29 protein-coding genes and 1 pseudogene are annotated in these 20,579 nt (G+C 61.7%); 14 read left to right on the forward strand and 16 right to left on the reverse strand.

Features of this window, described 5'->3' with window-relative positions; translation table 11 throughout:
- Positions 1–178 precede the first annotated feature (178 nt).
- A complete protein-coding gene (locus ABIB51_RS22085) occupies positions 179–478 on the forward strand; it encodes an integrase core domain-containing protein (protein WP_502916197.1) in 300 nt (99 codons plus the stop codon).
- A gap of 72 nt (positions 479–550) precedes the next feature.
- On the opposite strand, the gene ABIB51_RS22090 is transcribed toward ABIB51_RS22085, so the two are convergent.
- Positions 551–1,150 carry a CGNR zinc finger domain-containing protein gene (locus tag ABIB51_RS22090; RefSeq protein WP_354191496.1) on the reverse strand — a complete coding sequence of 200 codons (600 nt, stop codon included), beginning with the start codon at positions 1,148–1,150 and terminating at the stop codon, positions 551–553.
- A gap of 67 nt (positions 1,151–1,217) precedes the next feature.
- Between ABIB51_RS22090 and ABIB51_RS22095 the strand changes: the two genes are divergently transcribed.
- Entirely contained in the window at positions 1,218–2,456 is a 1,239-nt protein-coding gene (locus ABIB51_RS22095; RefSeq protein ID WP_354191525.1) for an MFS transporter, read from the forward strand.
- 298 nt (positions 2,457–2,754) lie between these two features.
- Entirely contained in the window at positions 2,755–3,240 is a 486-nt protein-coding gene (locus ABIB51_RS22100) for a DUF2306 domain-containing protein (protein ID WP_354191497.1), read from the forward strand.
- A gap of 195 nt (positions 3,241–3,435) precedes the next feature.
- On the opposite strand, the gene ABIB51_RS22105 is transcribed toward ABIB51_RS22100, so the two are convergent.
- A complete protein-coding gene (locus ABIB51_RS22105; RefSeq protein ID WP_354191498.1) occupies positions 3,436–4,287 on the reverse strand; it encodes a class I SAM-dependent methyltransferase in 852 nt (283 codons plus the stop codon).
- Between the two features lie 286 nt (positions 4,288–4,573).
- On the opposite strand from ABIB51_RS22105, the gene ABIB51_RS22110 reads away from it, so the two are divergent.
- The gene (locus ABIB51_RS22110) at positions 4,574–5,356 is read left to right on the forward strand and encodes an alpha/beta fold hydrolase (protein ID WP_502916196.1); all 783 of its coding nucleotides are present in this window, start codon (positions 4,574–4,576) and stop codon (positions 5,354–5,356) included.
- Positions 5,357–5,405: 49 nt separating this feature from the next.
- Here the strand turns inward: ABIB51_RS22110 and ABIB51_RS22115 are convergent, their stop codons facing one another.
- Positions 5,406–6,107, reverse strand: coding sequence for a PhzF family phenazine biosynthesis protein (locus ABIB51_RS22115; protein WP_354191500.1), 702 nt, complete (start codon positions 6,105–6,107; stop codon positions 5,406–5,408).
- 400 nt (positions 6,108–6,507) lie between these two features.
- Between ABIB51_RS22115 and ABIB51_RS22120 the strand changes: the two genes are divergently transcribed.
- Genes ABIB51_RS22120 through ABIB51_RS22135 form a run of 4 tightly spaced genes read left to right on the forward strand, consistent with a single transcriptional unit; the run spans position 6,508 to position 7,937 of the window.
- Positions 6,508–6,846 (forward strand): ArsR/SmtB family transcription factor, encoded by a 339-nt coding sequence (locus ABIB51_RS22120; RefSeq protein ID WP_354191501.1) that lies wholly within the window; start codon positions 6,508–6,510, stop codon positions 6,844–6,846.
- A complete protein-coding gene (locus ABIB51_RS22125) occupies positions 6,839–7,282 on the forward strand; it encodes a DUF1801 domain-containing protein (protein ID WP_354191502.1) in 444 nt (147 codons plus the stop codon). The genes ABIB51_RS22120 and ABIB51_RS22125 overlap by 8 nt, the downstream gene beginning before the upstream one ends.
- On the forward strand, positions 7,279–7,740 hold the full coding sequence (locus tag ABIB51_RS22130) for an SRPBCC family protein (RefSeq protein ID WP_354191503.1): 462 nt from the start codon (positions 7,279–7,281) through the stop codon (positions 7,738–7,740). Before ABIB51_RS22125 ends, ABIB51_RS22130 begins: the two co-directional genes overlap by 4 nt.
- Before the next feature lie 14 nt (positions 7,741–7,754).
- Entirely contained in the window at positions 7,755–7,937 is a 183-nt protein-coding gene (locus ABIB51_RS22135; RefSeq protein WP_354191504.1) for a hypothetical protein, read from the forward strand.
- 192 nt (positions 7,938–8,129) lie between these two features.
- Here ABIB51_RS22135 and ABIB51_RS22140 read toward each other — a convergent pair whose 3' ends face one another.
- Both ABIB51_RS22140 and ABIB51_RS22145 read right to left on the reverse strand, forming a co-directional pair.
- Entirely contained in the window at positions 8,130–8,567 is a 438-nt protein-coding gene (locus ABIB51_RS22140; RefSeq protein ID WP_354191505.1) for a VOC family protein, read from the reverse strand.
- Positions 8,568–8,665: 98 nt separating this feature from the next.
- Complete coding sequence (locus tag ABIB51_RS22145; RefSeq protein ID WP_354191506.1) at positions 8,666–9,013, reverse strand: VOC family protein; 348 nt, start codon at positions 9,011–9,013, stop codon at positions 8,666–8,668.
- A 344-nt stretch (positions 9,014–9,357) separates the two neighbouring features.
- On the opposite strand from ABIB51_RS22145, the gene ABIB51_RS22150 reads away from it, so the two are divergent.
- Positions 9,358–9,930 (forward strand): GNAT family N-acetyltransferase, encoded by a 573-nt coding sequence (locus tag ABIB51_RS22150; protein ID WP_354191508.1) that lies wholly within the window; start codon positions 9,358–9,360, stop codon positions 9,928–9,930.
- A 206-nt stretch (positions 9,931–10,136) separates the two neighbouring features.
- Here the strand turns inward: ABIB51_RS22150 and ABIB51_RS22155 are convergent, their stop codons facing one another.
- Complete coding sequence (locus ABIB51_RS22155; protein WP_354191509.1) at positions 10,137–10,550, reverse strand: winged helix-turn-helix transcriptional regulator; 414 nt, start codon at positions 10,548–10,550, stop codon at positions 10,137–10,139.
- 83 nt (positions 10,551–10,633) lie between these two features.
- Between ABIB51_RS22155 and ABIB51_RS22160 the strand changes: the two genes are divergently transcribed.
- On the forward strand, positions 10,634–11,440 hold the full coding sequence (locus ABIB51_RS22160; RefSeq protein ID WP_354191511.1) for an NAD(P)H-binding protein: 807 nt from the start codon (positions 10,634–10,636) through the stop codon (positions 11,438–11,440).
- 178 nt (positions 11,441–11,618) lie between these two features.
- Here ABIB51_RS22160 and ABIB51_RS22165 read toward each other — a convergent pair whose 3' ends face one another.
- From ABIB51_RS22165 to ABIB51_RS22190, 6 genes are all read right to left on the reverse strand, one after another.
- The gene (locus ABIB51_RS22165; protein ID WP_354191513.1) at positions 11,619–12,035 is read right to left on the reverse strand and encodes a DMT family transporter; all 417 of its coding nucleotides are present in this window, start codon (positions 12,033–12,035) and stop codon (positions 11,619–11,621) included.
- A 35-nt stretch (positions 12,036–12,070) separates the two neighbouring features.
- Positions 12,071–12,391 (reverse strand): DMT family transporter, encoded by a 321-nt coding sequence (locus tag ABIB51_RS22170; protein WP_354191515.1) that lies wholly within the window; start codon positions 12,389–12,391, stop codon positions 12,071–12,073.
- Positions 12,388–12,915 carry a deaminase gene (locus tag ABIB51_RS22175; protein ID WP_354191516.1) on the reverse strand — a complete coding sequence of 176 codons (528 nt, stop codon included), beginning with the start codon at positions 12,913–12,915 and terminating at the stop codon, positions 12,388–12,390. The genes ABIB51_RS22170 and ABIB51_RS22175 overlap by 4 nt, the downstream gene beginning before the upstream one ends.
- Positions 12,912–13,532 (reverse strand): DsbA family oxidoreductase, encoded by a 621-nt coding sequence (locus tag ABIB51_RS22180; protein WP_354191518.1) that lies wholly within the window; start codon positions 13,530–13,532, stop codon positions 12,912–12,914. Before ABIB51_RS22180 ends, ABIB51_RS22175 begins: the two co-directional genes overlap by 4 nt.
- Positions 13,533–13,624: 92 nt before the next feature.
- Positions 13,625–14,017: a MarR family winged helix-turn-helix transcriptional regulator gene (locus ABIB51_RS22185; protein WP_354191519.1), complete on the reverse strand. Its 393-nt coding sequence runs from the start codon at positions 14,015–14,017 to the stop codon at positions 13,625–13,627.
- 268 nt (positions 14,018–14,285) lie between these two features.
- Complete coding sequence (locus ABIB51_RS22190; protein WP_354191520.1) at positions 14,286–14,636, reverse strand: hypothetical protein; 351 nt, start codon at positions 14,634–14,636, stop codon at positions 14,286–14,288.
- 256 nt (positions 14,637–14,892) lie between these two features.
- Here ABIB51_RS22190 and ABIB51_RS22195 point away from each other — a divergent pair, with 256 nt between their 5' ends.
- Entirely contained in the window at positions 14,893–15,096 is a 204-nt protein-coding gene (locus tag ABIB51_RS22195) for a DUF4357 domain-containing protein (RefSeq protein ID WP_354191444.1), read from the forward strand.
- A gap of 178 nt (positions 15,097–15,274) precedes the next feature.
- On the opposite strand, the gene ABIB51_RS22200 is transcribed toward ABIB51_RS22195, so the two are convergent.
- The 3 genes from ABIB51_RS22200 to ABIB51_RS22210 form a co-directional block, all read right to left on the reverse strand.
- The gene (locus ABIB51_RS22200) at positions 15,275–15,478 is read right to left on the reverse strand and encodes a cold-shock protein (protein ID WP_069951488.1); all 204 of its coding nucleotides are present in this window, start codon (positions 15,476–15,478) and stop codon (positions 15,275–15,277) included.
- 207 nt (positions 15,479–15,685) lie between these two features.
- Positions 15,686–16,294 (reverse strand): recombinase family protein, encoded by a 609-nt coding sequence (locus tag ABIB51_RS22205; RefSeq protein ID WP_354191521.1) that lies wholly within the window; start codon positions 16,292–16,294, stop codon positions 15,686–15,688.
- 344 nt (positions 16,295–16,638) lie between these two features.
- Positions 16,639–17,091, reverse strand: a complete 453-nt coding sequence (locus ABIB51_RS22210; RefSeq protein ID WP_354191522.1) for a winged helix-turn-helix transcriptional regulator — start codon at positions 17,089–17,091, stop codon at positions 16,639–16,641.
- Between the two features lie 132 nt (positions 17,092–17,223).
- On the opposite strand from ABIB51_RS22210, the gene ABIB51_RS22215 reads away from it, so the two are divergent.
- Positions 17,224–18,372: an MFS transporter gene (locus ABIB51_RS22215; RefSeq protein ID WP_354191527.1), complete on the forward strand. Its 1,149-nt coding sequence runs from the start codon at positions 17,224–17,226 to the stop codon at positions 18,370–18,372.
- Between the two features lie 21 nt (positions 18,373–18,393).
- Here ABIB51_RS22215 and ABIB51_RS22220 read toward each other — a convergent pair.
- Positions 18,394–18,627, reverse strand: a pseudogene (locus tag ABIB51_RS22220) (IS30 family transposase); the annotation flags it as partial.
- An 826-nt stretch (positions 18,628–19,453) separates the two neighbouring features.
- On the opposite strand from ABIB51_RS22220, the gene ABIB51_RS22225 reads away from it, so the two are divergent.
- Entirely contained in the window at positions 19,454–19,666 is a 213-nt protein-coding gene (locus tag ABIB51_RS22225) for a hypothetical protein (protein ID WP_354191523.1), read from the forward strand.
- 10 nt (positions 19,667–19,676) lie between these two features.
- Positions 19,677–19,919: a hypothetical protein gene (locus ABIB51_RS22230; protein ID WP_354191524.1), complete on the forward strand. Its 243-nt coding sequence runs from the start codon at positions 19,677–19,679 to the stop codon at positions 19,917–19,919.
- Positions 19,920–20,579 lie beyond the last annotated feature (660 nt).

Here is a 20,579-nt window from a genome sequence, read left to right on the forward strand (position 1 = left end):
CGGGCGATCGTCGGCTGGGAAACCTCAACCGTCAAGGACACCGCATTCGTCGAACACTGCCTGAGAATGGCCCTGTGGCGGCGCCAACACACCGGACGTCCCGGCACCGGCGGGACTGATCCACCACTCCGATGCCGGCTCTCAGTACACCTCCATCCGCTACACCGACACACTGGCCCTGGAAGGACTCCAGCCCTCCATCGGCAGCGTGGGCGACGCCTATGACAATGCTGCCGCCGAGACCGTGATGGGGCTCTTCAAGAACGAGGCCGTCGCGAAGGATTCACCCTTCCGCAGCGGGGCCTTGAAGACCGAAACCGACGTGATGGAGATCGTCTTCGAGTGGGTCCACTGGTACAACAACGAACGCCTGCATTCCGCCCTGGATCACCAGACGCCAGAGGAATATGAGCAAACATATTATGATCTACAAACCGGCCCGTTACCCGACGACGCCGCCAACAAACAGGCGGCATGATTCCCGGGACGGTTCACTTTGCACTCGGCGATTCTGATGCACCATTCCTCATGTGGATTCCCGAGGATGTGATTAGGCCTGTATCTGTGAATGTCCGTCCTGGGTTTGTTTCCTTTGTCGATGGGCGGCAACCTTTGCACGCGTTTGGCATGATGTCGAGCAGAAGCGTCGAGAGTGGTTTCGTGTCACGTCGATGAATAGTCGGTCGCATCGGATCGCACCACATAATTTGAGGTTCTCGGCGTCGGCACTGCCCAAGAGCATTGCAATGGCAACCGCGAAATCACCGGTCCATTGTTCTGCCGGCGATGCGTCCGGGGTCGAAAAGTGAAGGTGCCACGGGCCGTGGGCATGTTCCATCAGGTACGGTCGGACGTCTTGCTCTAGCAACATTTGGTTCACCGCTGCAGCGGCAGAACCTGCATTCCCGCTGGCCGCGTCCGCTAGGACGGTCCACAGTCTGGCGCCCATCAATCCCATGAACTCCACCTCGGCTCCCGTGAGCTCAGGTGGGGTCGTGATGGCCAGCAGCAGCGCCTCCGCTGTCATGGTGCGAGCAGTCTCACCAGTCTGTGGTTTGAGTGACCGGCCGAACGCGAGCTCAGGTCCAAAAGAGTTCGCCAGGGAGAGAGCTCCCTCTAGCGCCGATTGAAGATGCAGTGTCACGTCCATGTTTCAAACATAACCTACAGTTGTAACTGTTCATTGCTATGTAGGAGGTTACGTGTGGTTTGGAAGTGTGGACTTTTGGAAACTGTGGCTGGGGAACCTTTGCGCAGGATTGGCAGCCGCGTTGCTGCCGGTGGTCGTTGCCCTTGCTGTCCTTGATGAGGGGCTATCGCCTGCGACTCTCGGTGGGGTCCTTGCCGCACGTACCGTGGGCTTTCTCGTTGCGGCGCCGGTTGCGGGTGTTCTTGCGGATGTGGTCTCGCGCCGGCTCGTGGTGCTTGCTGCGTCGGTGTGCGCGGCGGCAGGGACGGCGTTTCTGCCCATCGTCATGCACGAGTGGTTTTTGATCCCGGCTCTGCTGGCGTTCCTCGTCGGGATCGGCCACGGTGCCTATCGGCCGGTCTTCCAGGCGTTGGTCGCCGACGTCGTTGACGTTGCGAAGCGGCACGAGGCCAACGCCTTCATCACGTTGAATAGCCGGGTTGTTTTGGTCGTTGCCCCGAGTGCCGCCGCCATCCTGTCCACACAGATCAGCCCCGCACTGGTGTTGGGCGGTAGCGCGGCACTGTGGGGCATCGTCATGCTCACCGCCGCCGGCCGCCAGGAACAAGCCCCGCCACGGCGAAGCGCACCTATCCTAACGGCGCATCCCGTCAAGAATTTCGTCAGCAGCTTTACGGAAGGCCTTCAAGAAGCTCGTAAACACCGCTGGTTCATCGCCGGACTATGCGCCCTGGCAGCCCAACTGGCCACAGGATACGCCGCAACCCAAATACTGCTCCCCGTCATCAGTGAAGAAGAATTTGGCGGCAGCGTTGTCCTGGCAACGGCCCTCACCTTCTACACGCTCGGTTCTCTAGGCGGCGCAGCCGCAATGATGCGCTGGCGCCCCCGCAGACAAGGCCACTTCGCCTTACTCGGAATGGCCCTGTACGCAGGAGTCCCCGCCGTGCTGGCCCTGCCCGCACCTGAATGGGGCATCTTCGCTGCCTACGCGATAGCCGGATTCGGCGTCCAAATGTTTAACGTTCCCTGGTTCACCGCAACCCAGCGCGAAGTACCCCCACACCTCCTGGCCCGAGTATCGTCCATCGACTTTCTAGTCTCCTACGGACTCGCACCCACCGGCCTGGTCATACTAGGCCCAGCAAGCGCAGCCTTTGGCTCCTCCCCAGTCCTGTGGATCTGCGCAGGGATCTGCCTCGCCGCCCCATGCTTCGCAGCACTCGCGCCCAGCAGCAAACACTTCACCATCACACAGGAGTCAACGGATTTAGAACCCAGAATCAAATCAAACACCACCGCCTAAGAACCCGCGAAACCTCGACCACATTCCGGAATTCGCCGGCAACACCTTCGGAATGATGGCGCCAAGATTCATGACTGCTGACGATCTGACGCGAGAAAATTGCCGTCCACACTGGAATCCCTCACGGCACCGCTCCCCAACAACCGCGGTTTGTGGTCCCCTCAACACGCTCGATCACCCCGGATACAGCATCCAAGTAGAAGGTGTCCGTTGCAGGATCGGCGAATTCAGGCGTTCGTTGCAACGGCGGCCTGATTTCGCCGATCCTTCTGCGGCACGTTCCGCTAGGCTCCGGACTATGCCCTCCTCCTGGACCGTTCTGATCTCACTTCACGCAATCGCCGCCAGCTACTCTCTGATTTTCGGAGCAGTGAACCTGCTGCGCCGGACCAAAGGCGGCAGCGTCCATCGGGCCGTGGGCCGAATCTGGGCTGTTTCTATGTATGTGGTGGTGCTGACCTCGTTCGGAATCAGAACCATCGACGGCGGGTTCAACTGGCTCCACGCACTCTCAGTGCTGACGTTCTGCACACTGACAGCAGGACTGTGGGCCATCTGGAAGAAAAACATCAGGGCCCACCGCAGTTTCATGACCGGTAGCTACTTCGGTCTGATCGGCGCCTTTGTGGGCGTTTTGGCAGTGCCTTCACGCCGCATTCCGCAGCTCGCCATCCACGAGCTCCCGCTGCTGGGGCTGTTGATCCTGGTCCTGCTGGGAACAGCCGCACTCACTGTCATCGGCATCGCCCAGCTCCGCAAGACACGGACGGTCCCCATCACCTAGTCCCGATCGTTCACCCGGCATCGGGGACCACTTCACTCCGCGGTCATTCTGGACGGCTTGCTGAGAGCGATGGTGACCGACCCGGGGTCGTCCTGTACTTTCCCCAGCGCCTGGTCGGGAGCACTGGGCAGACGCCCGGTAAAGGATCCTTCACCGGACGCCGACACAGCAGGAAGCTCACGTAAAATAGTTCGTCTACTCGCCTGTTTTGCGAGCGATGATTGTGTAGGTACACGGCACAAGGTCACGCTCGGATTCTGGCCACGCGAAGCCCTCCTCCACTTCCACCATGCGGGGCGCGAACTTCCAAGGGATCGTCCTACCCTCATTAACACGAAGAATCTGCAGCCCCGCAGCGATCAGGGAGTTGATGATCTTGGACAAGGGATGCGCCCACTGATACGTCCGGGAACGAGCGACCTTGCCTTCTCCCGCGTACGTGGACTCGTTGTCCCATACCTGCGCCTCGCCGTTACCAAAATACGGATACCGAAGCTGCAGTCCGTCGGCATGCTCATCAAGGGCGTAGAGAGCAGGGTGCCCGTCGCGGATGAAAAACGTCCCCCCAGCCCGCAGAAGCCCTGCTACCTGTATCGCCCAGCGGTCCAGGTCTGGCAGCCAATTGATGGTACCGATGCTGGTGTATACGAGGTCGAAGTCACCACTGACGGCCGCACGGGCATCGAGAACGTCGGTCTCTACCCACGTTGCCTCTATCCCGAGACGCTGCGCCAGATTGGCTGCAGATGACAAGGCGGCCGGGGAGAAGTCCACGCCGGTGACTCGGGCCCCTGCCCTGACCAGTGAGAGCGTATCGGTGCCGATGTGGCACTGGAGATGGCACACATCAAGGCCGGAGACCGTGCCCTCGGGGAGGAATGGCGCGAGTGCGGCCAGGTCTGTCCGGATGACGCTGGTTAAGTGATTGGTATCGTCCAAGCCACTGACCCCGTACGCCTTTTCGTGCAACGGGACTCTGTCTTCCCAGTTGTCACGGTTGCTCGCGCGTGCTGACTCCCAGTTGACCGCAGTCCCGCTACCATCCATGCGGGGAGTCTACAGCGTGGTAAAGGCCGGTCGGCAAAGAGGCACGCGGACCATTCGGACCTCCCGCACGTCGTCTTCGACCTTCACCGAGCCGTCGGTGACAAAGCCATTCTTTCGGTAGAAGGCTTGTGCGCGCGGGTTAGGGTCGGCGACCCAGAGCGCAGCAGGAACTGCAGGCGTCGGCGTCCGCTGGAGGATTCCGTTATCGGGCACTATGGCGCCCGTTGGGCCACCGGCTCACGGGGGGAGCTAAGTCGTTGCGTAGGATCGCTGAGTGGAGCAAACAATGCGAGTTGTGAGTGCTGACGATGGTATCGAGATTAGCTACGTCGTCATTGACGGGAGCGAGCCTGCCGTCGTGATCCTCCACGGCCTTGCCGGAAGTGGACGGGAATTCCTACCTTCGGCCCATGCCCTATCCGGTCGAAAGGTCGTGCTGGTCGACCAGCGGGGTCACGGCCTGAGCACGCGGCTACCCTTGGACACCTCGCGCGAGGCATTTGTTCGTGACGTTGTCGCAGTTATCGATCGCGAAGCATCCAGCCCGGTCCATTTGGTCGGGCACTCGATGGGCGCTCACACCGCAATGATCGCCGCGGCGGCACACCCCGACCTCGTCTGGACCCTTGTGCTCCTCGAATGCGGTGAAAGGAGCGGTAGCGACCAAGAGCATGCAGCTCTCAGCGAGTACTTTCGTTCCTGGCCCGTGCCATTCGCTGACCGTGCCGCGGCGGCAAAGTTCCTGGGGGACGGGCCTCTGCAGCGTGCCTGGGTTGAGGATATGGAGTACCGGGCAGACGGACTGCATCCCCGCTTTGACCCGGAGGTGATGATCGCAGCGATTACACCCCTCGCAGAACCGCGCTGGCAGGAATGGTCCCGCGTCCAGGCACCCACCCTGGTCGTCTACGCCGGCGGCGGGATGTTCACCGAGGAACAGAAGGCGCAATTTGTGGAGCGGGGAAGCGACGTGACGCGTGTCGACCTTGCCGACGGGTCGCACGACGCCCATCTTGACGCGTCCGGACAGTGGAAAGAAGCACTCACTGCGTTCTTGGACGTCCGGTAAAGGATCGTGCACCGTGCCGCTCCTCGACGGTAGCTTTGGACTATGTCCCTCAGAGCGTGACCATCATGGTGCGGTCGAAGACCGTTCGCCCACCGAGCCGGACACGGTCATCTTCGATCAGAGCGGTCAGCAGTTCGCTGCCTGTGCCCTGCGTTATTCGCAGATCACGGGCAAGTCTCGCAGTAACCCGAATGGCAGCCGCTCCGGTCGCCTCGTCTTCGGCGATGCCCATGGCAGGCGAGAACATTCGGGAGCGTAAATGACCAGCGGCCTGATCAACCCACGCGTAAGCATAATGGCGCGCGCCGGTGAATGAGCTCGCGTCGAGCGCGTTGACCTCTGCCGCAGCCGCTGCCGGGATCCAGTCATATTCTGGTGCCCAGGCAGCGTGAGCGGTGATCCACGTCGCGTCCGGGAGGTTGTTGACAGTCACGTCGCCGGCCTTCTCGCGCAGCACAGTGGCCGGGGTTCCTCTGCGGGCAAGCCACCACGCTGTTCCCACACTCGGGTGCCCAGCGAACGGCAGCTCGGTGACTGGAGTAAAGATGCGGATGTGCGCAACTCGATTCTCTGCGGGACCCTGCCCGATACCATCCACGAAGACGGTCTCGCTGAACCCGAGTAGCGCTGCGATCGTCTGCTCGCGTCCCTGACTGACCACTGAACTTGGGATGATTCCCAGTTCATTACCGTGACCGCCCTGCGCGTCGGTAAAGACTCGCACCACATCAACCGCTATCGTCTCAGCCACCAGGCGAGCCTGCCAGAATGGACCTCGACTCGCGAATCCTCGCCACCCCCGCCGGGAAAACCTTCGTCCACACGCCGAACCCGCTGCGGACGATTCGGAGGCATTTCGTGGGCAGAGGCAACGTGACCGCAATCGGGTCGATCACCGTGCTGTCGGAATCCTCCACAGCCCGCGTAATTGCTGTGTTAATCGCACAGAGAAATGGCGGCGTTTTCGCAGCGATAAATGCCATCCCCGACCGCCCGTTAGCCGATCCACCAACGCGACAAAATGCCCAGTAACTTAAATGCTGCGGTTTGAGTTGAAACCATTGGTTGAAGTGGCATGAGCTTCTGGACTTTGAACAAAATCAAGTCATTTAGCCAATTGATTAAATAACCCATTGGTTTATTATAGGTTCATGGAAGCCGATCAACTCAGCCGAACCTTTTCAGCTCTTGCTGATCCGACTCGGCGTGCGATCCTTGCGAAGCTCACGAACGGAGAGGCAACCGTGAAGGACATTGCGGCACCGTTCGCCATGAGCTTGCCCGCCATCTCGAAACACCTTCACGTCCTCGAGAAGGCGGGCCTGATTTCTCGAGGTCGCGAAGCCCAATGGCGCCCGGCGAGATTGACGGCCATTGCTCTCGCGCCGGCGGCCGACTGGATCGATGACTACCGCCAGTTCTGGGAGAAAAGTTTTGATGCTTTAGAACAACACCTCACAAGGGAAATGAAGGGCACGACTGATGACTGAATCAACAAGCGCCACCGTGGCACTGCCGGAAGCCATGACTGGTAGGGCGAGCCCCGCGAAAGCGGCAGTCGGTGACAAACCTGTATTCGCATACATCGCCAGCCTGCCGCAGCCGCAGCGCGGCATCGCGGAAGCGGTCGACGCGCTGGCAGCCAAAACACTGCCTGACCTCCAGCGTTCCGTGAAGTGGGGCATGTCCTACTACGGCGTCGGTGACGGATGGTGTTTCAGCTGCGGCGGCTTCGCCAGCCACGTCAAGCTCATGTTTATCAATGGCGCCGAACTCAAGCCGGTACCGCCGGTGACCCCGGTGGGCATGGGCAAGGCGACGCGAGGTGTGGAGCTGCAATCCATTGACGACCTCGACGAACGCCAGATCGCGGCATGGATGGAGCAAATCACGTCCATGCCGGGTGTCGGGGGAAAGAAGCGATGACCGAACCAACAGGCTCCGCCGTCACCCGCACGTTTGCAGTCCCACCCGAGGCCGTATTCGATGCCTGGGTGACCCCCGAGTCTTTCGCTGCATGGTGGGGTGGCAGCGACGTCGAGATCCCGCTAAGCCGCCTGTCGTTGGACGTCCGCCCAGGCGGCGCTTGGAAGGCCACGATGATCCTTAGCCAAGATCAACCCAGCCTCCTCATGCACGGCGAGTTTCACATGCGCGGCGAATACATCGAGGTCGACCGACCAAACAGGCTCGTGTTGACCATGACCAACGAGCCGCATGGAGATGAACGCGAGCTACTCACTGTGACCTTCAACGCAGTTGACGGTGGCACCGAGATGGTGTTCAGCCAGACCGGCGGCCACCTGACCTCCGCGGAATACGTAGGCACGACAGTTGGCTGGCAGAACGCATTCAATGCACTGGACACGATCCTCAAGGGGTAGTCGCCGAACTTGCCGTGGATGTAGAAATCGCGAACCTGGCCGGCGCCCCGACCGCGCTCTTTTCGGCCAAGATTGAAAATGCCGAGCTACCTGCCGGGGACGCCGTGGATCGGGTCGATGGCGACAGCACCCGCGCAATCCGAGACCGAGCCCCGCGCATCTACCGCAACATTCACGCCAGCTACACCGCCAAATAAGCCCCCAGACCGGACCGCAGGCCGAACCGCGCGGAAAAGACATGAATCATCACCGTAGCGCCGCGCAAGCCGGACGATGAGCGACGCGGTGCGAACCCGAAAGCGGCCATCTGGTCACGGCGCGCGAAGTGTGTCACCGGGGAAGCTTCACCGGGCACCCGCCCCGTCACGCGACGTGCGTGGGCCGGGAGGTCAGGACCCTTGTGGCGGTTGGGTGGGTGGCCAGACCTTCTGTTCTGGATCTTCCGGACTCATGATCCCTATGCTGTTGCCGTCGGGATCATCGACGATCGCGTAACGGGCACCCCAGAAGGCGTCGTAGGGCTGTTGATGGCCTTCGTATCCTGCGCTGGTCAACTCCGCATAGATCTGGTCGACGGCCTCGCGCGTCGGTACGGAGAACGCGAGCACCGCAGTGCCCCCGGTGGTCCCGTTCCAACCTGAGTCCCATTGGGGCACGAACTCGACGCTGTCCCATTCGATATGCATGCCGTTGGGTAGTCGGGTGGAGACATGCGGGACTCCCGGCCCGGCATCTATTCTCAGGCCAAGGCGACGGTAGAAGGCGACGGTGGCGTCCATGTCCCGCACCACCAGGTTTATTTGGCCCAAGACGGGCTCATAAGACATAACACCCCTCCTCTCGATACGGACATAGGCACGTCGACACGCGATTGGATGCCTGTTCGCCCCATCGGGAGCCACGTGCCCATCCAGAGTTGACGGCCCTACGCCGCCTTCGGCCGCCAGATCGCGAATCGGTTGCCGAGTGGATCAAGGAGGTGTGCGAACTCGATGCTGCCATTGTCAACGAGTGGCAGGGCAACGGTTGCGCCGAGCTCTGTCGCTCTGTGGATCGCCGCGGCTACGTCATCGACGTGAACGTAGAAGATTGCCCACGTCGCGCCGCCCATCCCCGAGGTATCCCAGAGACCACCTTCGTCGGCGTTGACCATGCTGTATTGGGCAGGGAAGGTCGGTGCACCCACTTCCCAGCCGAACAGTCCCGAGTAGAAGGCCTTTGATGCCTCCGGATCGGGTGAACCTATCTCGAAATAGTCGACTTTATTCGGCATCTCAAATCCTTCGCTGGTCTGTCAAAAGGTTCTTCCGACCGACCCAGACGTTGCAGTTCAATACCTTGGCCACGTGGTCTGTCGCTGCTGCATGCCGGTGGACGAGGCCATCTTGGGCTGGTGGTGAACGCGATGTCAAGGGCACGAGCCACCTCAATTGTCTCCAAAGACGCAGGTGGCCCCGCTCGCATCAACCCCGACTAATGCAAATGGTCAATTGCCCGGAAGCCGGACGTCATCCGGACACCGCTCTGTCGCGTGGTCGGTCGGATAGGTCGCCTCCAGGCTGCGCCGACGCAGGCAACGCTATTGCCTATGCTGTGCACCGGTGGCAGGGTGGCGACATGGTGATCGAAGTCCGTCCCGCAACGGCGTTCGAGGACGTGAGGGCGATGGTGGGACCGAAGCGGCCCGATGCGACGGTGTGCTGGTGTCTGAGTTATCGCATCCCGTCGAAGCAGAACCTCGCGCTGCGCGGTCCCGAGCGCGGAGCTCTCGTGAAGGAGCTGGTCGGACAGGATCCTCCACCGGGGGTGCTCGCGTACGACGGCGACGTGGTGGTGGGGTGGGCCGGCGTGCATCCGCGCGCCGATACCAGCTTCGCCCGAAACCGCAAGATCCCGCAGGTGGACGACCTGGATGTGTGGTCGGTCTGGTGCATCAGGGTGCGACCGGGGCACCGTGGTCAAGGCATATCGCACCACCTGCTGGCGGGTGCCGTGCAGTTCGCCCTCGATCGCGGCGCACCAGCGATCGAGGGCTATCCGGTCGACAACCACGGCGAGAAGGTCGACCTCACCATGGCCTACGTGGGTACCCGTGCGCTGTTCGAGCGTGGCGGGTTCACCAAGGTCGCTGTGACGGACTCGGTGATCAACCGATTCCCGCGCGTACTCATGCGGCGCGGGCTGCGCTGAGCGCAAACGGTGTCACCGTTGAACGAGTCCTCTCGGCTCGCACACCGCCCACGAGCGCTACCGGGCCCACTACGCCGCCAGAGACCGCACGCAGGCGGAACCTTCACCGAAACATCTCGGCTTGAAGCCCTGCGGACTCGGGCGCCCGGTGAGGATCCCTCACCGAACGCGCGTAAGACCAACCGAGCGGTCATTCCATTCAATAGCTACCGGATCGCGTTGTCCGGGTTCTCCTCGTCGTAGAGGTCCCGCGATCGTCCAATGGCATCCTTGTGCTCCAGCGACCAGTCCGCGAGCTGCTTAACCAAATGAGTGAGGCCGCTGCCGCGGGCCGTGAGTTCGTAGTTGACTTGCGCTGGGACCGTGGGGTAAACGGTCCGGGTGAGCAAACCGTCACGTTCAAGGCGCCTAACGGTCAGCGTCAACATCCGCTGGGAAATCCCGTCGATGGCTCGCTGCAGCTCCCGGAAACGCCGCACCCCGGAGGCCAGTTCGACGATGACCAGGACTGACCATTTGTCCCCGATCCGGTCGAGGACGTCGCGGATGCCGCAGTCCGGGTGGTCGGTGCTGCCGCACGGTTCCAGCGCAGCGGTTACTCCGGTGTGACTGCCTAACATGAAAGTGCCTCCTTGTGGCCGTGCCCAAACGTTACCGAAGATGGGTCTAGTTACTGAAAAGAACTAGCGGAAGAAGCCAGTCTATGATTCTCGTTACCGGGGCCTCGGGCCAGCTCGCCCAGGCAATCCTCCACCATCTCAAAGAAGCCGGAGTCGATGTGGTAGGCGGTACCCGCACGCCGGGCGACGACCCGCGCCAGCGCCTGCTCAACTTCGACGACCCTGCAACCCTCGACTTTGGTGGTGTCGGCACCCTTGTCATTGTCTCCGCCGGCACGGCCGAGGACGACGTCGTGATTGCCCGGCACGAAAGCGTCATCACCGCCGCCGAACGCAGCAACGTTCAGCACATCATCTACACGAGCGTGGCCGACGGCGGCGACCACCTGGGATTTGCCCTGGCCCACCGCTGGACCGAACGACGCCTGCAGCAGGGCGCCGTTCCCTGGACGATCCTACGGAACGGCCTCTATGCGGAACTGATCGGACAACTCCTCACACCTGAAGCCGGCACAATCACGGCGCCGTTCGGCCCCGGCAGTGTTGCGGCGATCGCCCGCCAGGACCTGGCTGAGGCGGCATCAGTCGTCGCACAGTCTCCACAGCCACACGCCGGACGAACGTACAACCTCGTCGGCACGGAGGCGATCTCCGCGTTGGATGTCGCCGACGAATTGGGGGCAACCTACAAGCCAGGCACACTCGCGGACCTCCGTAGCGCTCTGAACACCGCAGGGCTGCTGCCGTTCCAACCGGCCATGCTGCTATCCATACACGCCGCTGTCGCCCACGGCTTCCTTGACGAAACCACCGAAGACATCACTCGGCTTCTCGGGCGCCCTCCGCGGAAACCGCTGACCATTGCGGTTGCTGCCGCCCAAGGGCAATAGCAGGAGCAATATTGACCGTTCTGCCAGGGCGGCAGCCAGGACCTCTCGTGCCAGGTTCCAAAAGACGGTTGCTCACCCGCGTCGACGGATTCCATGTAGATCGGCGACGCGTCTTGGCGGCGGGAGGCTCCGCCTGCGGTGAGAACACCACCGCGGGCGGAGTCGACGGCCGCTGTAGTCACTGGTGGGCTTGCGGTGCTGCTTGGGGAAGGGTGCGCTCGATCTTCGGGCTGTCTGCGAGTTTGAGCCAGATGACGCCGCCGATGATCACGGCGAGCCAGAAAGTCTTGAGCGGCGTCAGGGTCTCGTCAAAGAAGACTGGTCCGAGCAGGGCCGCGCCGACGGCGCCGATTCCGGCCCAGACGGCGTAGCCGATACCGACGTCGATTTTCTTCAAGGCAAGGCTGAGGAAGAACAGTGTTAGCAGGAAGAATACGAAGGCGGAGATCGACCAGGCGAGAACGGTGAATCCCTCGCTGCCGTTCACGCTGAGTGCGTAGCCGATCTCGAAGACGCCGGCGAGTAGCAGGGCCAGCCAAGGGCCGGCATTCTTTTTGGTGGTGTCCGGTGGCGTCGTGTTCAAAGTGTTGGTCATGACAGGTGTCCTTTCGAGGTGAGGGGTAGGGGGGGTCATGCGACTGCGCTGAGGTTGAGCCCGACGACGCCGACGATGATGGCGGCGATTCCGAGGAGCTTTTTCCACGTCAGTCGCTGGGAGAGGAAGAGTGCGCCGACGATGACAATCCCGACACCGGCAACGCTGGTCCAGATGGCGTAGCCGACGCCGACGTCAAAGGTCAGCAGGGCGAGACTGAGGAAGAACGTGGCGATCGCGCCGCTGACGAGGGTGCTGATGGTCCACCACAGCTTGGTGAAGCCTTGCGCCTTGCCGGCGAAGATGCCGACAGCGACCTCGAAAATGACGGCGATGCCTAGGTAGAGCCAGCTCATGATGATGTTCCTGTCCAATGGGTGTGAGGGCTTGTGTGTTTGTGCCCGGTGGGTGTGTTGGTCGGTCGATAGCGCGTGAAGGGCTCGAGCCCCCGGTCAACGGGGAGGTGGTGCAACAACATGGCGCGCTGTTCCTCATCGATTCCCAGGGCCTGGTAGCTTCTGCGGTAATCGATTCCGAAGTGCGCGACCGCATCGCGATCGACGGCGACGTGGATCGCCTCAATGCCGTGGTCGATCGCGAAGCGGTAGCACAGTCCGCACGGCTCACCGGTGGCCAGCAGTGCGGCCCCGGCCAGAATCGTACGGCCATGGGAGTCCAGCGCGTGTCGCATCGCGACGATCTCGGCGTGGGCGCTGGGGTCTCCGGTCTCCTGCACCCGGTTCACGCCGAACTCAGAGATCACTCCTGCCTCGGTGACGACGACACCGACGAACGGCAGGCCACCGCCTTCGACGTGGGCGATACACGCTTCGACGGCGCGCTCCATGACGGGCCGCAAATGGGCAGCGGTCAGGGTCATGGCTGGCCCCCGGGCTGAGGAAGCTGCCCGGTGATCTGGTCAACGACCTTTTTCATCCGGGAAGCACTGGGCACGCCACGCACGAGCTGCCCCGCGATCACGATGCCCGGAACCGCCTGGATCCCGACCGTGTTGACCGCGTGGTCCTGATAAGTTTTTTGCCTGGCGCGGCGTTCCTGACCGGTCAGGGCCTCTGCCACCTCTGTTCGGTCCAAGCCGATCCCGGCCGCCACGTCGATGATGACGTCGTCCTCGCCGATGTCGCGATCGTCCTGGAAGAACGCTTCGAACATCGCCTCGGAGTACTCCTCGGCCTTGCCCCGTTCCTCGGCCAGTTGCAGCACCATGAACGCCTTCTCGGTTCGCGGTTGCGGCGAGATCGAAGGGAGCGTCACGTCGATCCCGACGCGCCGGGCCATGGGATAGACAGAGTCGTTCCAAATGCGCGGCAGGTACTCGTCTTCCGGGCGGAGCGTGGGCACCGGTTCGGGGCGAAGCTCGAATGGGCGGATGGACACTTCCACGTCTCGGTCGCGTTTGAGTTCCCTGATCGCACCTTCGATCAGGAAACAGAACGGGCAGACATAGTCAACAAAGACCTCCACCTTGATGCTCATCTTGAGTTCCTTTAGCACTTGTCATTGCATGTACATGCACATATATAGCCATGGAAGGGTGTGCTCACTGACTGGAGTCAATCCCGCTTTGTTCAGGGTGTGATCGCGGAGTCGATCTGGCGGAGGGCTGAGGCGAGCTGGAAGATATCCACTTCCGGGAAGTGTGTAGATGCCCGGGCCAAGAGCTCGTGGATGCGGGCCTCGTAGGGCCCTCGCACCTCATCCAGCAGCTTCTCGCCCTGACCGGTGATGACCGCGTAGACGCCGCGGCCGTCGTCCTGACAGAGATCCCGACGGACGAACCCTTTGGCCTCCAGCCGGCTCACCAGGCGTGTTGCCGAACTCTGACTCAGGCCGACCAGCTGCGCAAGCTCATTGACCCGCAACTCCTTGTCGGATGCATGGTCCACAAGGGCCAGGGCGCGGAAATCCGTGAGTCCGATGCGGTAGGTGTCTGCGAGCCATTTGTCCAGGCTCGCATCCATGGCGGAAGCGAACGCGGCGGTTTTTGACCAAGCGCTGCTGAGGCCGCACCCAACAGCGGCGCTTGGCGTAGGTAACTGCATGTGCATACAGGTACCGTAACACGAATCGAACAAGCCCACCGTGAACTCCGTTAGACATCAACGCCTCTGCATCGTCTTGGATTTCAGCGTGCCCGCTGGGGCCATCATGCCAGTGCCCGCAAGCCGATCCTCTAGCGAACATCCGGCTTGAAGTTGGCCCTGCCGGCTTTCATACTCTGCCTGCCTACTAGGAAACCAAGAAGACTGGAGTTGACCCTCTGTAGGTTTGTCTATTTCCGATGCCATCGCAGGGGTCCCATGAAGCGGCCTGAAAGCCCTCAATTCTCAAAGCCGGGTACTTATCAAACTTGGTCTTTGCAACGCTGACGTCGCCTTCACAAACCAGTTCTCGTCCCCCTTCAAGCTCGATCTTGAGCCCATGTTGAAGATCCGCGGCGAGAGTGAGGGAAAAGAGGGAATCGAAAGGCCGCCCATACCAACCGTCAGGAAGCACCAGGTTCGCCCGCCCATGCTTTGCGAAGAAACGCTCAACTACATGGGCAGGCGAATCGCGGCTCATCCACGGGTTGGGCGTCATGGGTCAATCCTATCGATGGGCTTCATAAGCTCGGCTCGCTCTCCGTCGCCTACGGTTTCCGTCATCAGGCGACGTTGTGTCCAGTCAAACCGCCGCCAAATGGTGTTCTTAAGCCGGTCGATCACTGTGCCGCGGGAGCCTGCTGACATGTTCCGCACGGTTGCTGGCCTGGGCCATGTACGTAAGACCCGCACGGTGAAATGCCCGATGACGGGGGGATTACTGCAACCATGTTTCTTATGGGGCTCGCCCCTCGCTGCCGGCCTCACTCCTGCGCAGGCGCCTTGACCTAGTTGAGCAGGGCGTGGTCGATATTCGCGGTGATGATTACGTCTTCGTTGAGGACCAGCTGTTCAGCAGTCCTAGCACCGCTGGCGCGGTGGTTTTAGGCGGCAGTATCAACGGAAGGATTTTCCTGGAAGACCGCGACGGGCCGGACCTTTCAGCAGTTCGAGGATGAGGCACTGAATGACGATCCACGGGAATCAGCCTAGTGTCGCCTGATCTGTCGCAACGGGTCCAAAGGCTGTGCGGCGGCTACCGACGGGATTAACGTCATCGTGGCACATGTTTACTCTCGCCCCGGACACAGCAAGAGACTGGCCGGCCGCAACGGCTGACCAGTCTCTTGGGGACTGCTAGAGCGGCTGAATGTTCTCAGCCTGGGGGCCCTTGGGGCCCTGGGTGATGTCGAACTGAACCTTTTGGTTCTCGTCCAGGGACTTGTAACCGCTGGATGCGATTGCCGAATAGTGTGCGAACACGTCAGCGCTTCCGTCGTCAGGGGCAATGAAACCAAAGCCCTTTTCGGAGTTAAACCACTTGACAGTACCTGTTGCCATGCTTGATTTCCTTCACGGGTCGCTGGGCGGTTCCGCTTCTCGGAATACCGTCCCCGCCACTCACATGGATGAGCCTATGGGCGATCGTCTGCAGGGGCAACAGTTGGCTTCAAAAGAGGAAGTCGCCGAGGCGGTTTGGCATCAGCCGGGGCCTGAGAGTGCCGAAGGGTGAACCGGCCGATGCGGGGTTACTGCTGCCGGTCAGCCTCAGGGCGTCTGAGAGGTGATCCATTGCCGGGCATCCAGCTCTCCGATCCGCCGGTACAGGGTCGCCCGCGACATACCCAGGTCACGGGCGATGTGGGTAGCTGCCTCCCCGGCGTCGATGAGGCGGCGGGCGTTGCTGATCTGGCTGTCGCTGAACTGCTGCCGCCGTCCGCCCAGATCCTTCCCCGCGGCCCGGCGTTTGGAGACAGAGTCGTTGATGCGTTCGCGCTTAATCTCGAGTTCCATCTGGGCCAGGGCCGCCATGACAGTGAAGACCATGGATCCCATCGGGGTGCCGGTGTCCACATTCCCGCCGCCCAGGTTCAGCACCCGAAGGTTGATGCCCCTGGCCCGCAGTTCATCGGCAAGGCCGAGCATGTTCACCGTGGACCTTCCCAGCCGGTCCAACGTGGTGATCACCAGGGTGTCCCCCTCGTGCAGTGCTTCCAGCGCCCTATTGAATGCCGGCCTTGATGCCCGGGCGCCGCTGACCCCGTGGTCGGTGTAGAGGTCATCACGTCGCACACCGGCTGCGAGCAGGTCCCGAACCTGCCGGTCGAAGTCCTGTGCCCTGGTCGAGACCCGGACGTAGCCGATCAGTTTTCCCATGAAAGCCCCGCAAGTGTCTTGCAACCAATACTCATGTCAGTAAAACTAACAGGAGGCTGCGATACACGGTGGCAAGACACTCGGAGCCGCGGAGTTCCAAGCCGCACTATTGTTTCGTCGGACCGTCTCACATCCCTGGGGTTGCGAGACAGCGTCTGCGTGTCCGTTTGACGACCCTTAGAAACCGCCGCCCCTTGCCTGGGCATTTTCTCGGGCGGGTTTTACGGAAACGACGCTCATGATGGCCCCCGAAGTTGGTGCCCCCGTTGCGCCGGGTGTGTTCCGGTGATCGTCCGGCTTGCGGGCGCTCGTCTAGCTATGGACCGCGCCGAGCGCTCCTCCGGTCAGTGAGCCCGTCGGACGCGTGTGTTCTCGCTCGTCAGTGGCGTTCCGTCGGCGGACATAGGCACGAGTTCCGGTACGCGAGCGTAATTGTCACCTACCAGCACCGAATGATCTTCTCCGGCGGCAAACGCGTGACGCTCGCCCCACTGTCGTAGCGAGACGATCACCGGAAAGAGGTCTTTGCCTGCGTCGGTGAGTTCATACAGCTTGCGCTTGCCGGATTGCGCATCGACCTGGGCGATTAGGCCGTGTGCCGTGAGCTTGCGGAGTCGGTCGGTGAGAATGTTGCGGGCGATGCCTGTGCGCCTCTGGAAGTCGGTGAATGAGCGGGCGCCATCCATCGCGTCGCGGATGACAAGCAGGCTCCAGCGGTCACCGACAAGGTCGGTCGTGCGGGCGACTGGGCAGCTCGGGTCTGTCCACGCGATGCTCGCGGCCATGTCGTACGTCATCACACCTCCAACGAGTTGCATCTTGCAACTATTTTGACCTATCTTCTGATTGGTAGCAAATTGCAACTGAATGAGGTGGTTGGTATTAACGGACGAACGAAGCTGCTGCTTGCTGTTATCTGCGGGGTCGCTGTGGCGAGCGTGTACGCGGGGCAACCTGTTCTCGGTCAGATGGGACTTGATTTGGGTGTCCCGGTCGACACCGTGGGCTGGTTCGTGGCCGCTGGCCAACTCGGCTACCTTGTAGGCCTGATCCTTCTGGTGCCGTTGGGAGATCTGCTCGACCGCAGACGCTTAATTGTTCTCCACCTTGTCCTGGTGGCGGCAGGCCTAGCCATTGTCGCGGTTGCCCCTGCAGCGTGGGTCGCATTCGTCGGCCTCGCGCTGTCGGGTGTGTTCGCCGTGGTGGTGCAGACGGCGGTTGCGTACGCGACGGCGCTCTCTGTGCCCTCCGAGCGTGGCCGAAATCTGGGGATCGTGACCTCGGGCGTGGTGATTGGCATCCTCGGTGGGCGCATCCTCGCAGGATTCCTCGCGGACATCTGGGGATGGCGCAGTATCTACGTCGTCCTGGCGGTCCTCGCCGCGGCTCTCGCTTTGTTGGTGTTGATCCTGCTTCCCGCGGACATCCGCTCGGGCGGCGCGAGGTATGGGGTCCTGCTGCGCTCCTTCGCCGGAATGTTCACCCATCCGGTCTTTCTCAGTCGCGGGCTGATCGCGTTCTTCCTGTTCGCGTCCTTCGGTGCGCTTTGGAGCGGCATGGCCCTGCCCTTGACCGGTTCGCCGTGGCACCTCAGCGAGACGCAGATCGGACTGTTCGGCATCGCCGGACTCGCCGGTGCCCTCGGTGCTGCCCGCGCTGGTCGCTGGGCAGACGCAGGGTACGCGAACCGCGTCACCGGCTTCGCCCTGATTGTTTTGCTCGCCTCGTGGTTCGCAATCGGACAGCTCACTTGGTCGTTGGTACTGCTGATCCTCGGAGTGATCCTGCTTGACTTCGCTGTCCAAGCCGTCCACGTCAGCAATCAGCACATTCTCACCACCGTCTACGCCGACCGCGTCAGTACCACCATCGGTGCATATATGGTCTTCTACTCCCTCGGCTCCGCCCTCGGCGCCGCGGCTACAACCGCCTTATATGCCACCGCCGGCTGGCCAGGCTCGGCCTTTCTTGGTGCTGCCTTCGCAGCCGGCGGAGTGGCTACCTGGGCGCTCAGTTTGTCTACCGCGAGTCGCGCCACTCGCCCCGATTACCTCAGAGAGGCCACTCTGTCTCGGTGAAGGTTCGGCGGATTCAGGCGGTCATTGCAACAGGAGTCCTTCGAACAATTCGACCGGCTTTCTGAACTCTAGTCTTTTGCGTGGCCGGTCGTTGAGTTCCTGGGCGACCCAGTCGAGGTCTGTCGCGCTGTGGATGCTCAGGTCCGTGCCTTTGGGAAAGTACTGGCGCAGCAGGCCATTGGTGTTCTCGTTGATGCCCCGCTGCCAGGGTGAGTGCGGGTCGCAGAAGTAGATGTCGATGCCAGCATGGCGGGCGGACGGTTTGAGACCGTGTCCGAGCTTAACCGAGGCAAGAAACCGGATGCCTGCTGCTGACGAGGAACTGAGATACATGTCGAACCACCTTGAAAGAAGGTGTTGCTTCGATCAACAGAATCCCGCGGGGATAAACGGTACGTTCAGGACCATGCCAGAACTCCTGATCGGTGTGAATCACAGCGATAAATGGCGGCATTTCCGCAGCGCTAATTGGCACCTTTCGTGACGTCAAGCTGATGCAGCACGGCCTCTCGCCACTGTCAGAAGATCGGCTGTCTGCTCGACGAGTGCACATGAAGAAGAGCCGCGGTGAAGTGGCGGGTTGAGACCCCTTGCACAATGGCGAAACGTCATGCAAGAGTGCACCATCAGTTGGTGGCGGTTTACACCGAAACCCCGTCCGGACGCTCAGGGGGAAGCATTGAAAACTCGAAAACTCGGCGCGATCGGCGTCGTTGCCGCATTGGCAATGGCACCCGCGATGCCCGCGCAGCGGCCGTCACGGGCGCCAACGGCTATTTCAGCTGTCCCGTGGGTCAGGTCGTGTGGGTAAGGGTGACGCAAGAGTTCAGCACACAGGTCAAGTTCTACTCCGGCACCGCCCTGCGCTACACGAGCGGGTACACCAATAGCGCTGTCAACAACTACGGAACCAGGACAGTCAACTGGAGGGTGGAAACCACTGGAAACCTCCAGACGGTGAGCGACTACTGCAGCGCTAACTATAACTTGGTGACACCCCCGAGCCCGCCAAGTGAATGAATCCATCCAGGCTGGGGTCGCGCGCACCCTCACCACAATTCCAGTTCGTGTGTCTCGCCAAATGACCGCCACCGAGTATCAGGTGCGCGTGGCCGAGGTCCTCAACCTTTTTGACATCGAAGCGGTGGGCGACGAAACGGGAATTCGTTACGGGGGCGAGGGCGTTGAGCTGGAAGATCAGCCCCTAGAAGCGGCCATCCGCATACTCATTGGGAAGCGATTCGGCATCCCGGAATTCACAAATGTGAGCGAGCCAGGCAGGAGGCCCGCGTAGCGTTGGGGCCATGGAAAACCTGGAGGTCAGCCTGTCGCCGGACGGCGTCCCGCTGGCATTCAGGGTCGCCGGCGACAGCTGGCGCGTCGCTGAGGAACCTGTCCGCTGGTACGAGCGCACGGCGTGGCGGGAGCGGGAGTCCAGGATGCCGCGGGAGAGCGGCGGGATCGACGGCAGCTCCAGGCGCGCCTGGAACACAGCACGAGCGGGGCCGCCGGAAACCGCAGCGACAGCAGCACACAGCCGCTGGTGACGTTCGTGCTGGTCCGGGACCAGAACACGGGGGAGTGGACGCTGAGATCCGTCGACGAGAACCGGGAATCGACGGCAGAGTTCCAAGACTGAAGATCCTGTCCCCAGGCGCTTCGTTTCAGTCAGATGTAGGCAGGCGCAGGTGACCCGGTTACCGGGCCGTTGAGCGCCCGGCACGTCGGCCAATGGGCCGGCGGGACCGCCGCGGGTCACGGATTTCAGGATGACCCGGCACAGCCGGGTCCGGGAGGGAAGGTGCGAGAGGTAACGCACTGACAGCTCTTCCCCCAGTGGCCTTTCGCGGTGGTGCGCTCAACCGTCTACCGCGCCATTAATCGCGCCGGCGACACCACGTAACCCCTGGCGTAAATTTCCGTCCCGATCCTTTTCGGACCCGGAGTAACTACTAGGCCCACACCTGTGGCTCACGCAAGAGTGGCGCCCGACGCCGCCTGACATGCACAAACGACGTCGTACCGCGCCCGAGTCTCATCGGACCCCCATAGAACCTAGGAAGCGGGACAGCAGCTTTACTGCAGGACGATGCACGTGCTGTGAACCGTACAGGGTTTGATGCCGCTTCCTTTTTTGTGAAGGATAGCGATTATGCCCAAGCGATACCCCGAGGATCAGCGTGAGCGTGCCGTGCGGATGGTCCTGG

It is taken from the genome of Arthrobacter sp. UYCu712 (assembly GCF_040547005.1).
Classification (GTDB): Bacteria; Actinomycetota; Actinomycetes; order Actinomycetales; family Micrococcaceae; genus Arthrobacter.